Annotated in this window: 12 protein-coding genes and 1 tRNA gene; 2 read left to right on the forward strand and 11 right to left on the reverse strand. The window is 65.0% G+C overall.

Annotated features, from left to right (window positions below; translation table 11 throughout):
• The 3 genes from KAK09_RS19105 to KAK09_RS09635 form a co-directional block, all read right to left on the reverse strand.
• Positions 1-160: phage tail tape measure C-terminal domain-containing protein (locus KAK09_RS19105; protein WP_418895524.1), on the reverse strand; the 160-nt coding region annotated here is incomplete at its 3' end.
• Positions 161-206: 46 nt separating this feature from the next.
• Positions 207-280 (reverse strand) — tRNA-Cys (locus tag KAK09_RS09630).
• Positions 281-375: 95 nt separating this feature from the next.
• Positions 376-1,149: a sulfite exporter TauE/SafE family protein gene (locus KAK09_RS09635; RefSeq protein WP_210878729.1), complete on the reverse strand. Its 774-nt coding sequence runs from the start codon at positions 1,147-1,149 to the stop codon at positions 376-378.
• Positions 1,150-1,293: 144 nt separating this feature from the next.
• On the opposite strand from KAK09_RS09635, the gene KAK09_RS09640 reads away from it, so the two are divergent.
• Entirely contained in the window at positions 1,294-2,982 is a 1,689-nt protein-coding gene (locus KAK09_RS09640) for an acyl-CoA dehydrogenase family protein (RefSeq protein WP_210878730.1), read from the forward strand.
• A 183-nt stretch (positions 2,983-3,165) separates the two neighbouring features.
• Positions 3,166-3,834 (forward strand): ligase-associated DNA damage response endonuclease PdeM, encoded by a 669-nt coding sequence (gene pdeM / locus KAK09_RS09645; protein ID WP_210878731.1) that lies wholly within the window; start codon positions 3,166-3,168, stop codon positions 3,832-3,834.
• A 7-nt stretch (positions 3,835-3,841) separates the two neighbouring features.
• Here pdeM and KAK09_RS09650 read toward each other — a convergent pair whose 3' ends face one another.
• The 8 genes from KAK09_RS09650 to KAK09_RS09685 all read right to left on the reverse strand — a co-directional run bounded on the left by KAK09_RS09650 (position 3,842) and on the right by KAK09_RS09685 (position 12,616).
• The gene (locus KAK09_RS09650) at positions 3,842-4,252 is read right to left on the reverse strand and encodes a Na+/H+ antiporter subunit G (protein ID WP_210878732.1); all 411 of its coding nucleotides are present in this window, start codon (positions 4,250-4,252) and stop codon (positions 3,842-3,844) included.
• A 9-nt stretch (positions 4,253-4,261) separates the two neighbouring features.
• The gene (locus KAK09_RS09655; protein ID WP_210878733.1) at positions 4,262-4,531 is read right to left on the reverse strand and encodes a K+/H+ antiporter subunit F; all 270 of its coding nucleotides are present in this window, start codon (positions 4,529-4,531) and stop codon (positions 4,262-4,264) included.
• The gene (locus KAK09_RS09660) at positions 4,528-5,019 is read right to left on the reverse strand and encodes a Na+/H+ antiporter subunit E (RefSeq protein ID WP_210878734.1); all 492 of its coding nucleotides are present in this window, start codon (positions 5,017-5,019) and stop codon (positions 4,528-4,530) included. The genes KAK09_RS09655 and KAK09_RS09660 overlap by 4 nt, the downstream gene beginning before the upstream one ends.
• 13 nt (positions 5,020-5,032) lie before the next feature.
• Positions 5,033-6,547: a monovalent cation/H+ antiporter subunit D gene (locus tag KAK09_RS09665; RefSeq protein WP_210878838.1), complete on the reverse strand. Its 1,515-nt coding sequence runs from the start codon at positions 6,545-6,547 to the stop codon at positions 5,033-5,035.
• Positions 6,547-6,900, reverse strand: a complete 354-nt coding sequence (locus KAK09_RS09670; RefSeq protein ID WP_210878735.1) for a Na+/H+ antiporter subunit C — start codon at positions 6,898-6,900, stop codon at positions 6,547-6,549. The genes KAK09_RS09665 and KAK09_RS09670 overlap by 1 nt, the downstream gene beginning before the upstream one ends.
• A 1-nt stretch (position 6,901) precedes the next feature.
• A complete protein-coding gene (locus tag KAK09_RS09675) occupies positions 6,902-9,766 on the reverse strand; it encodes a monovalent cation/H+ antiporter subunit A (protein WP_210878839.1) in 2,865 nt (954 codons plus the stop codon).
• Positions 9,767-9,950: 184 nt separating this feature from the next.
• Positions 9,951-11,045, reverse strand: a complete 1,095-nt coding sequence (locus KAK09_RS09680; RefSeq protein ID WP_210878736.1) for a Hint domain-containing protein — start codon at positions 11,043-11,045, stop codon at positions 9,951-9,953.
• Positions 11,045-12,616, reverse strand: coding sequence for a Hint domain-containing protein (locus KAK09_RS09685; protein WP_210878737.1), 1,572 nt, complete (start codon positions 12,614-12,616; stop codon positions 11,045-11,047). Before KAK09_RS09685 ends, KAK09_RS09680 begins: the two co-directional genes overlap by 1 nt.
• Between the last annotated feature and the right edge of the window lie 72 nt (positions 12,617-12,688).

Raw genomic sequence — 12,688 nt, forward strand, 5'->3', positions numbered from 1 at the left:
CCGCCGCCTGGGCGGCCAGCCGGAAAAGCTGGCGCAGCGCGAAATCCACCAGATCGGCGGTCTCGATCTTGCCGGTGCGCGCGAGGCTGACAAAGGCGTCTTCCATCGACTTGAACGCGGTCTTGACAATGCCGAGCAAAACACCCGACCAAGCGCGCAAGACCCGTGCGAAGTCGGGTCAGGCAGAGTGGCGAACGGGAAGATTATGGAGGCGAGTACCGGAATCGAACCGGTGTACACGGATTTGCAATCCGCTGCGTCACCACTCCGCCAACTCGCCTCGGGTGGTGCGTGTCGATACCGCATCGTTTGCGTCTATGCAAGCGCCCGTGCCGCGGCGGATGTCGCAAGAGGACGCCTCGGATACGCACCCGATCACAGCAGCAGCACGCCGCGCCGGATCAGATTCAGCCCTGCGACAAGCAGCACGCAAAGCGTGAGTTTACGGAACATCTCCTGATCGAGCTTGTCCTGCAGCCAGAATCCGACAGCCGTTCCCGCTAGGGCCGGCAGCACCAGCGCAAGCGACAACGGCACCGTCTCGGCCCGAAGCACGCCCGACCCCAGATGCGACACCAGAAGCAGCACCGAGCCAAGGCCGTAAATCACCCCCTGCACCCGCATCTGCTCGCGTTTCTCGGTGCCGCGCGCCACCAGCATCGCCACTGTCGGCGGCCCCCAGATGCCGGAAATGCCACCGAAGAACCCGGCAAGCGCCCCCATGCCCGCCTCGCCGCGCCGACCCGCGCCGCGCGCCAACCGCAGGCCCCGCCCCATCAACGTTCCGGCCGCATAAAGCGTGACCATCGGTCCGATAAGCAGGAACATCGCCGCGGGCGGCAGCGCCGGCACCATCTGCGCCGACCCCGCCATCACCACCCCGCCCGCGATCAGGAACACCCGCACCCGCAGCAAGGACGCAAAGGCCGCCCGCACCCCCTGCCGCAATGCCTGCCAGAGATTGCTGAGCAGCGTCGGCACGATCAGCCCCGCCAGCGCCAGATCGGGCGGCAGGATCGTGCTGAGTCCGGCGATCATCACCATCGGCATGGCAAAGCCGACCATGCCCTTGATCACCCCCGCCAGCAGGGACACCGCGACGGCAAAGACCGCCCCCCAGAGCGGCAAGGACAAGAACAGCGTTTCCATGGCGCAGCGTTAGCACGCCCGAAAGCGCCGCGCTGCAAAAAATCAATGCGCAACTTTAGAACAAAACTCCATGATAATTGGCATAATAGTTGCGCTGCATCTGCATAATAGATAGAAGGCGGGAAACAGGAAAGGACGCGATTCATGGCACATGACGGACAGGACATTGCGATGGCCCAGCCCACCCTTATCGGCGACCTTCTGGCGCTTACCCGAGCGGCGGTCGCACCCGCGGAAACCCTTTTGATACAGGCACAGGAGGCCGTACGCGCCACCGTAACCAAAGATGGCCGCATTTCAGGCGCGGCCATGGATGCCGAACAAAGCGCCACCCATGGCCTCGCCTGGCTCGCAACGTATGTCGAATCACTACGCCAGATGCAGGGCTGGGCCGCGCGTCTGACCGAAGCGGGCAATTTCGGCGAGGTTGAGCAGCTGATTCACCAGATTGCCTTTGGCGAATATCTCGCCCAGATCGCCGGCGGCATCGCCATGAACCAGGGCGAAATGCTGCGCCTCGCGGATCTCGGCCTTGACGAGGCCTCGCTCGGGCGGTTCCGCACGGCGGAGGTTCAGACGTTGATCGCGCGCGGCAACACGCAAGCGGCGCGGTTGCGCCTTGTCGCGCTGATGCAGGAGCGCGCCGCCGAGATCACCGTGGGCCGCACCGGACTTGACGACGAGTTAGAGATGATCCGCGAGCAGTTCCGCCGCTTCTCGGTGGAAAAGGTTGAGCCCCACGCACATGAATGGCACCTCAAGGACGAACTGATCCCGATGGAGATCATCGAGGAACTGGCCGAAATGGGCGTCTTTGGCCTGACCATCCCAGAAGAATATGGCGGTTTTGGCCTGTCGAAGGCGTCGATGGTCGTGGTCTCGGAGGAGTTGAGCCGCGGCTATATCGGCGTGGGCAGCCTTGGCACCCGCTCGGAAATCGCCGCCGAACTGATCCTGTGCGGCGGCACCGAGGAGCAAAAGGCCAAGTGGTTGCCGCGTCTGGCCAGCGGCGAGACGCTGCCGACCGCCGTTTTCACCGAACCCAATACAGGCTCTGACCTCGGGGCCTTGCGCACCCGCGCGGTCAGGGACGAGAGCGGCGACTGGAAGGTGACCGGCAACAAGACCTGGATCACCCATGCCGCGCGCACCCATGTGATGACGCTGCTGGCGCGGACCGTTCCCGACACGACCGATCACCGGGGGCTGTCGATGTTTCTGGCCGAGAAAACCCCCGGCACCGATGAGGCCCCGTTCCCCACCCCCGGCATGACCGGCGGCGAGATCGAGGTTCTCGGCTATCGCGGCATGAAGGAATACGAACTGGCCTTCGACAATTTCCACGTCAAGGCCGAGAACCTTCTGGGCGGCGAAGAGGGCAAGGGCTTCAAGCAGTTGATGGAGACGTTCGAATCCGCCCGCATCCAGACGGCCGCCCGCGCCGTCGGCGTCGCGCAATCGGCGCTTGATGTGGGGATGCGCTATGCGCAGGACCGCAAGCAGTTCGGGCGCGCCCTGATCGAGTTTCCGCGTGTGGCCAACAAGCTTGCGATGATGGCGGTCGAGATCATGGTGGCGCGGCAACTGACCTATTTCTCTGCCTGGGAAAAGGATCACGGGCGGCGCTGCGATCTGGAGGCGGGCATGGCCAAGCTTCTCGGGGCTCGCGTCGCCTGGGCGGCGGCCGACAATGCGCTCCAGATCCACGGCGGCAATGGCTTTGCGCTCGAATACACCATCAGCCGGATCCTGTGCGACGCGCGTATCCTGAACATCTTCGAAGGGGCCGCAGAGATTCAGGCGCAGGTGATCGCCCGCAGATTGCTCGGCTAACACATACTGCACCTGTTCAGGGTCATTCCCGGGACGGGTGCGGCACGCGTCAGCAGATGTCGGAAAACGTCCGGGCGGCGTTGTCATCTGCGGCACGTGAAGATCCACGCGCAGGTGATCGCGCGGCGGCGTCCGGGCCGAGACCCTCTTGCGAATCCGCCCGCGAGGGGCCACCAAGGGCGCATGGATGGCCATGACTTTACCCTCTCGGGCGCGACGCTTGTCGCGCTGCCCTCGGGTGCTCTCTACTGGGACGCGCGCAACCTGCTTTGCGTCTCTGACCTGCACCTGGGCAAGGCGCTGCGCCGCGCCCGCGCAGGAGAGCCGCCGCTGCCCCCCTACGAGACGCGCGACACGCTGAGCCGACTGGAAAGCGACCTGCGCCGCACCGGCGCGGCCACGGTGATCTGTCTGGGCGACAGTTTCGACGACACCGACGCCGCCCGCGCCCTGCCCGAGGCCGAACGGCTCTGGATCGCCAAGCTGCAGGCCGGGCGACGTTGGGTCTGGATCGAGGGCAATCATGATCCCGGCCCGGTGGCCCTTGGTGGCGCGCATCTGGCGGAACTGCCCGACCCGCCGCTGACCTTTCGCCATATCGCGCGACCGGGACAATCGGGTGAGGTTTCAGGCCATTACCACCCAAAGATGCGGCTGGCATTGCGGGGCCAGAGCATCAGCCGCCCGGCCTTTCTGATTGACGGCGACCGGGTCATCCTGCCCGCCTATGGCACCTATACCGGGGGCCTGAGTTGCGAAGACCCGGTGATCACCGGCCTGATGCGGCCCGAGGCGCTGGCGGTGCTGACCGGGCCAAAGACGCACGCCCTGCCCCTGCACGCGCGCCGCTGAACCCCGCTCATCCGCTTTTGCGGGCAGCCTCGTTCACCGCCGATTCGGGCGTCTCGATGGCAGCGCGGGACTCATCGCTCTCATAGTTCGCCCATGGCCGCTCAGAGCCGGTGGGCGGCAGATCTTCGGGCTTGTGGCCGAGATGCAGATGGGTCTTGGCAATGAAATGCCCGGTGATGGGCGCGGTGAGGAACAGAAACAGTGTGATCATCAGCTCGTGAAACGAGAACCGCCCCACCACAAAATAGAAATACAGCATCGAGGCGATCAGTGCGCCCCCCACCCCGAGCGTGGTCGCCTTGGTCGGCGCATGCAGGCGCATCATGGCATCCGGCAGCTTGATCAGCCCGACCGAACCCACCAGCCCGAAAATGCCGCTGATCACCAGGCAGAGAGAGATGAGGATTTCGACAAGCATGGCGCGCCCCTATTCGATGATGTCGCCGCGCAACAGGTAGCGCGTGTAGGACACGGTAGAGATGAAGCCGGTCATGGCGATGATCATCGACGCCTCGAAATAGACCGCCGTGCCCTCAAGGATGCCGAACAGCGCCAGAAGCGCGATGGCGTTGATCACCATCGTATCCAGCGCCAGGATGCGGTCGCCCACCGTGGGCGCGTTCACGATCCGGTAGATATTGAGCAACAGCCCCAGACCGAAACAGGCAATGGAAAAGGTGAGGGCAACTCCGATCATTCGAAAATCTCCATCAGCCGTCGCTCGTAGCGGGCCTTGATCTGGTCGCGCACGGACTCGGGGTCGGGCGCGTCAAGGCAATGCACCAGAAGGCTGCGCCCGTCCGCGGACAGATCGCTCGACACCGTGCCGGGGGTCAGGGTGATCGTGCCCGCAAGCACGGTGATCGCCTCGGGCGTTTTCAACTCCAGCGGGATCGTCACCCAGGCGGGGCGCGTGTTGGCGTTGGACTTGAACAGGATGATATAGGCCACCTGCACATTGGCCACGCAGATATCCCAGAGCACCAGCAGCACGTATTCCACGATCCGCGGGATCGACCGCAGCCGCGGCGTGTTGGGCCAGTAAGGTGCGGTGACAAGCGGGATGAGAATCCCCAGGATCAGCCCCAGCACCAGGTTTCCCAGCGTGATCTTGTTGACCAGCATCTGCCAGACCACGAGCAAAAGCAGGGTCAGGTAAGGATGGGGCAGGATCTTGCGCAGCATCTCGGTTCCTCCCTCAGCCCTGACCCAGAACGGCGGCGATATAGGCGGCGGGCGCATGAAGCTGCGCCGCCATCGCCTCAAGATAGCGCATCACCGGCCCGGCGAATACCGCAAGCGCCACGATCCCACCGAGAAGCGTGAAACAGGCGACAAGCGGCAACGCCGGTTGCGGCGCGGGCGGCGTCCCGGCACTGTCGGCGCTGTCGGTGGTTTTCCAGAACACCACGCTGCCCGCCTGCGCCAGCCCGAGAATGGCCACCAGCGAGGTGGCAAGGATCGCCGCCCAGATCAGCCAGACCGCCTCCATGTGGCGCGTCGCGTCAAGGATCAGAAGCTTGCCCAGAAAACCCGAGAGCGGCGGCATCCCGGCGATGGCGATGGCCGTCCCGAACCACAGCGCCGTGATCATGCCGTGCTGTGCCAGTCGCGGCCCCGGCACCAGCGCACCCGCTGTTGCGCCGCGCCGCTCGCGCACCAGATCGACCACAAGGAACAGAAGCGCGCCCGCCAGCGTCGAATGGAGCGTGTAATAGACCGCAGCCGCGGTGGAGGCTTCGGTAAAGCCCGCGATGGCGACAAGCAGCGTCCCCATCGAGCCGATGGCGGCGAAGGCCGCCAGCCGCCCCAGACGCCGCGCGCCGAGAACCCCGATCATCCCCACGACCAGTGTCAGGATCGCACCATAGATCAGGATCCGGTCAATCAATGCCGCCGTCACGCCGAGGTCAGGCCCAAAGACAAGCGTGTAGAAGCGCAGGATCGCATAGGCGCCGACCTTGGTCATGATCGCAAACAGTGCCGCTACCGGCGCGGGCGCCTCGGCATAGGTGTTGGGCAGCCAGAAATGCAGCGGCAGCAGCGCCGCCTTGATCGCAAAGACCAGAAACAGCAGCATCGCACCGACCCGCAGAAGCGCGCTGTCGCCGGCAGGAATTTCGGCGGCGCGCAGGGCCAGATCGGCCATGTTGAGCGTGCCCGTAACCGCATAAAGCGTGCCGAGCGCGAACAGGAACAGCGTCGAGCCAAGCAGGTTGTAGATCACATACTGCACACCCGCCTTGAGCCGGCGCGCGCCGCCCGCATGGATCATCAGCCCATAGGACGCGATCAGCAGAACCTCGAAGAACACGAACAGGTTGAACGCGTCGCCGGTCAGGAACGCGCCGCATATCCCCATGAGCTGAAACTGCCACAGCGGATGGAAATTGCGCCCCCGCGCATCCCAGCCCGTGCCGATGGCATAAAGCAGCACAATCAGCGCCAGCGCCGCCGTCAGCACCACCATCACCGCCGACAGCCGGTCAAGCACCAGCACGATGCCGAAAGGCGCAGGCCAGTTGCCCAGTTCATAGACCTCGATCGCGCCGGTTCCGGCATGGCCCAGAAGCCCGAGCGCCACCGCCAGAAGCGCCACGCTGCCCGCCACCGAAAACACCCGCTGAAGCCCGATATGATGCCGCATGGCCAGCGTCAGCACCGCCGCGAGCACAGCCGGCAGAACGACGGGCACGACGATCCAGTGACCAATCATGCCTCGCCCTCCCGCGTGGCGTCATCCTCGGGCGGAAGCGTCACGTCATCGTTGCGCGCCGTCAGATAGGCGCCAAGCGCCATCATCACCACCACCGCTGTCATGCCGAAGGAAATCACGATCGCGGTCAGCACAAGCGCCTGCGGCAACGGATCGCTATAGGTTTCGACCCCCTTGCGCAGGACGGGGGGCATGTTCACCGCCAGTCGCCCGCTCGCAAAGAGGAACAGGTTGACCGCATAGGTCAGCAGCGACAGGCCAAGAATGACCGGGAAAGTCCGCAGACGCAGCACAAGGTAAAGCCCCGCCGCCGTCATCAGCCCGATCGCGCTTGCCATCAGGAGTTCCATCTCACTTGCCCTCCTCTGGCTCGCGGGTGGGGTCGATGTCCATCGGCTCCACGTTGACGGTCTCGCCCGCGCGGCGCGCCATGCTCGACAGGCTGTTGAGCGCCAGCATCACCGCGCCCACGACCGTCAGGAACACGCCGATGTCAAAGGCGATGGCCGTGGCCCATTCGAATTCCTCGATGGGCGGAAAATGCAGATAGCCGTAATCCGAGGTCAGGAAGGGCCGCCCCGCCAGCCAGGCGCCGATGCCGGTCACGCTGGCAATCAGCACGCCCACGCCGATGGTGGCGTGATAGGTCACGCGCTGCCGTGCCTCGGCCCAGGCAAAGCCTGACGCCATGTATTGCATGAGGAACGCAATCGCCACGATCAGACCGGCGATGAACCCGCCGCCCGGCTCGTTATGGCCGCGCAGAAAGATATAGGCCCCCACCATCAACGCGATCGGCATCATCACGCGCGTCGCCACCACCATCATCAGCGGGTGGCGGTCGCCCGCCTCGGGCAGGGTCGGCTGATCCCAGTTGGCCAGCCAGCGCCCGCCGGGGCCGCGCAGAACCGCCTCGGTCAGCGCAAAGATCACCAGCGCGGCAATGCCCAGCACGATGATCTCGCCATAGGTATCAAAGCCCCGGAAATCCACAAGAATCACGTTGACCACATTGGTGCCACCACCACCCTTGTAGGAATTGGCAAGGTGATAGGCAGAGATGCTCTCGGCCGCGAAATCGCGCACCAGAATGGCATAGGTCAGCCACGTCACCGCCACGCCGCCCGCGATCGCGATGGCCGCGTCGCGCGTGCGGCGTCCGGCTGTGCTCTCGACCGGGGTTTCACGCGGCAGAAAGTTGAGCGCCAGCAGAAGCAGGATGATCGTAACCACCTCGACCGAAATCTGCGTCAGCGCCAGATCGGGTGCAGAGAAATAGACAAAGCCGAGAGACACCATCAAGCCGACGATGCCGATGAGCACCAGCGCGGTGAACCGCTCGCGATGATAGACCACCAGAAGCCCTGTCGCCACCACCAGCAGCAGCCAGCCGATCGCCGGCACCGGCGTGATCGGGATCATCTCTCGCGTCGGCGGCTGCAACCCGCCCCCCTGCCAGGCAAGCCAGCCAGCGATCAGCACCGCCACGCTGAACACCGCCGCGTTGCGCGTCAGCGCGCCGTTGTGAAGCCCGTCGGTCAGCGCCGTGGCGCCCCGCGTGGCAGCAGCCGTCACCGCGTCGAACATCACCTTGGCCTCGGGGCGCGGCGCGGCGTTCCACATTGCGGCGAGCGGCGCGTGGGTCTTGAGCAGGACAAACCCGCCTGCAACCGCGATCACCGACATCCAGAACGCGGGCACCAGCCCGTGCCAGTGATAGATGTTCACATAGGCCGCGTCCCCCGTCACCGCCCCCGCCGTGACCCGCACCAGATCGCCGACCATGGTCATCGGCATCAGGCCGATCAGCACCACCAGCACCACCAGCAGCGCGGGCGCGGCCCACATGCCGAAACCCGGATCATGCGGCTTGGCCGGGTAATCGTGCCGCTTGGGCCCAAGGAACACATGCGCGATGTAGCGGAACGAATAGGCGACCGAGAAAAGCGCCCCCAGCGTGACCGCCGCGCCCATGAACCATGCCGGTCCGATCCATTGGGTATGGGCCACCTGTTCCAGCATCATTTCCTTGGACAGGAACCCGTTGAGCGGCGGAATACCGGCCATCGACAGCGCCGCCACCGTGGCGATGGTAAAGGTGATCGGCATGAGATGGCGCAGCCCCCCCAACCGCTTGATGTCGCGGGTATGCGCCTCGTGGTCCACGATCCCCGCAGTCATGAAGAGCGCGGCCTTGAACGTGGCGTGGTTGATGATGTGGAACACCGCCACCGCTGCTGCCGCCTTGGTGCCAAGGCCCAGAAGCATGGTAATGAGGCCCAGATGACTGACCGTGGAAAAGGCCAGAAGCGCCTTGAGGTCATCCTTGAACAGCGCGATCTTGGCCGCCATCACCATGGTGATGAGGCCCGTCGAGGCCACGATCCAGAACCATTCCGGCGTGCCCGCCAGCACCGGCCACATGCGCGCCATCAGAAACAGCCCCGCCTTCACCATGGTGGCCGAATGAAGATAGGCCGAAACCGGCGTGGGCGCGGCCATGGCGTGCGGCAGCCAGAAATGAAACGGGAACTGCGCCGATTTGGTGAAACATCCCGCGAGAATCAGAATGAGCGCGGGCAGATACATGGGACTGGCCTGAATGGCGTCCTTCTGGGTCAGGATCACGCTCAGGTCATAGCTGCCCGCGATGTCGCCCAGAATGAGCATCCCCGCGATCATCGCAAGCCCGCCCATGCCCGTGACCGTCAGCGCCATGCGCGCGCCCTGACGACCCTCGGGCAGATGCTTCCAATAGCCGATGAGCAGGAAGGACGAGAGCGAGGTCAGCTCCCAGAACACCAGCAAAAGCAGGATGTTGTCGGACAGGACAATCCCCACCATGGCGCCCTGAAAGAGCAGCAGATAGGTATAGAACTGCCCCATCGGATCCTCGCGCGAGAGATAAAACCGCGCATAGAGGATGATCAGCAGGCCGATGCCAAGGATCAACCCGGCAAAGAGCAACCCCAGCCCGTCCAGCATGAAATTGACGTTGAGACCCAGCGAGGGCAGCCACGCGATGCCAAAGGTCAGCACCTCGCCGCGCATCACCGCCGGCGCGCAGATCAGCAGAAGCGTGAGCGCAAGGATCGTAGGAGCGGCGGTAAAGGCGGCACAGGTGTTGCGCCCCGCCTTGATCATCAGCCCCGGCAGAAGCGCGCCCAGAAACGGCAACGCCGCGATGATCGGCAAGAACCCTGCGACGGTCTCCATCACGACCTGCCCCCCCTTGTCCTGTTGTGGTGGCCCGCTCCTCGGTCTTGTGGCGGGCCTTTCCGAACTTTCGCGGTAATATATGGACAGGGGCGGTAGCAACAAGCCGATTCCGACCGATTTTGTCTGTATTTCGCGGTCCGGGCCGGGGTCTCTGCCCCATCTCGCGGCAGGGCGCGCACGCTCAGGCCGCCCGGGCCATCGCCAGTGTGACCGCCTCGAACTGCCGCAGCACCTGCCAGACCGGGCGCGCATGTTCGGGCAGGCGCGCCCGGTCGAACCCGGCCAGAAGGCTCATGGCGACGGCTTCGGGCTTGCGCCGCATCCGGCCCAGATAGACGCTTTCCGTGGTCGTGCCCGCGGCCTCGATCTCTTCGTGTTCCGGCAGGATCAGCCCGTGATATCGCACCAGCGATCCGGTCTCGGCGGGCACGGCGGGCACGGCGGCAAAACCGTTGACCAGATGGCGCGCAGGTACCAGAACCGCCTCGCAGCCAAAGAGGTAATCCACGTCCGCCCCCCGGATCACCAGCCGCTGATGGGGCGCCACGACAATATCTGCGCGCAGGCCGAAATAGGGCGCGCGCAGGCGCACCGGCGCAAAACTGCCCGCCGCAGGCACCGTGCGGACAATCGCCTGAAGCACCGGAACCGAAGTGCCGCCCGCCCCGTACACGCAATCCCCGCGTCGCAACCGTCCGGCATGGACATAGCCGCCCGGCACACGCACGGGCACCTGCGCGCCAAGCCCCGGCATCGGCCCCACCGGCTCTACCGTGTCGGAGAGCGCGGCAAAGACCACCTGCGGGTCCATCCGCCGCCGGCGCGGGTCGCTAAAGACCGTGTGCAGGTCGGCCAGCGGCATCGGGCGTGGCGGGGCCAGCCTGACGCTCGTGAAACCAAGTGTATCGGGCCGCTCCAGCGTGAGACGCCCCCAGCGCGCGGGCGCGTCCCAGCTATAGGTGATGCGCAGGCTCTCGCTTCGGTCGTCGGGGCTGAAGGGCAAGGTGGCATGGCGCAGGTCGCCTGCTTGGTCCTCGATCAGCGTGATCCCGCCCGACGGCATGAGTTGCAGCGCGAAACGGCCCTGCCACGGATGGGAGCGCCCGAATTCCAGCAGCGTCAGCGGGCGGCGCTCGATCGCGGGGCGCGTCTCGATCATCAATGTGCCGCGCGGCATGAGTGCCTCGGGTTCGGGCACGCCCCCCTGCCCGGCCACACCCAACCCACCGGGCGCGAACCGCCCGCCCTGCCGGGTGGCAAGCGCGATCCACCCCATCAGGCCTCCCGCCCCGCCAGAAGCCGCGCCTCATGGGGCCGCAGCGTGCGCCGCGCGGCAGGGCTGTAGCCCGCGCCAGTCTCGGGGTCGATCGCGGGGAAAAGCGCGCAGATCTCGGCCAGGATCGCGGCCTCGAAGCTGCGCGCGGCCTGCGGCCCGGGAAGAAAACTTTCGGTCAAAAGCCCCTCGGACCAGATCAGTTGATGGCGGTCGAAAAGCAGGTGCACATACTCGACCTCGCCCCCTTCGATCCGCCGCACCGTGTGGTCATTGACCAGATCGCGCGCCGCCACCAGCACCTCGGCCTCGCCGAACAGAAGTTCGGCAAGGCTGTCGCGGATCAGCACCCGGTGCAGCGGCGAAAGCCTGAGCGCACCATGTCGTCCGAAGGTGCCCGCTGCGATGGCGATCGGGGCAAAATCCCCGATGGCCTGCACCCGCCGCGTGCCGATCCAGCGCAGCGGCTGCGCGCCCTCGTCCTTGGTCAGGACCAGATCGCCGGGGCGCAGGCATTCCACCGCCACCGCGCCTTCGGGCGTGCGGATGCGCGTGCCGGCCACGAAACAGGGCACCGAATCGACCGTGACAATGCCCACGTCGGTCGCGCCAGTGCTGCTTGCGACGCCATAAGTAAAGTTGAACAGCTCGGTGTCGCCATCGCCCACCACCGTGATCGTGCCATCGGCATTGAGCTGGATCTGCTGCCCGGACTTGAGCGTGACGATATCGCCCGCGACCACCGGCACCCCGTTCAGATGGGTGATCATCAGCGTTCCGCCAGTGGCGTTCACGTCATTGGCCAGAACGTCGATGATCCGCGAGCCGGTTGGAAACAGCGTCGCCATGTCATCCATCGCGACCAGCGCGGTCTGCACGCTGTTGGCGGCGATCAGCACCGTGGAATCGTAATTGGAATCCGCGACATCGGCGATACCGATGCGGATCGAATTGACCACATCCGGGTTGACCGGAATGGTCAGCGTCAGCGTAAGGGTGAACCCGTCCATCTCGGTATTGAAATCGCTGTTGGTGTTGTCGATGAACAGGTTGCCGTTCGTCCCGGCATTGATGTTGTTCGGGTCGATATCGCCATCGCCCACCGAAAGCGGTACAAGGCTGCCGTTGATCCACACACCGAAGAAATCCTGAAACGCGCCCACGGCGTATTCGGGATATTCCTCGGAGGCAAAGACGAACTGCATCGTCATGACGTTGCCCGTCGGAATAAAATCCACGTCGAGAATGGCCGCGTCGAAGGTGGGCGCGCCCGCGGCGGCGTTGAAATCGGACAGACCGTCCGGTCCGGTCGTGTTGGTCGATGTGCTCGATGACAGGTTCGCCTGTTCGGAACTGTTGGTGAAATCGCGCAGATCACCAGTGGACAGCATGATGCCCGTGTCGCCCGGAGTCAGGCCCGGCGAGACCGCATCGCCATTGGTGTAGATGCCAGAGGAATTGCGGCTGCCGGTGTAGGAGGCGCTGATAACCTGCACCCCGTCGCCAAAGATCGTCTCGGCCATCTGAATGGCCGTTGCGTTTCGGTTGATCGGGATTTCCACACCTGCGACCATGCCTGTCCACCTCATTACATGAGGCAAAGCCGCAACAGGCCGTTTCCGGCCTCACGAATGGCGGCAAGGCAC

Source organism: Roseovarius autotrophicus (assembly GCF_018069895.1).
Classification (GTDB): Bacteria; Pseudomonadota; Alphaproteobacteria; order Rhodobacterales; family Rhodobacteraceae; genus Roseovarius; species Roseovarius autotrophicus.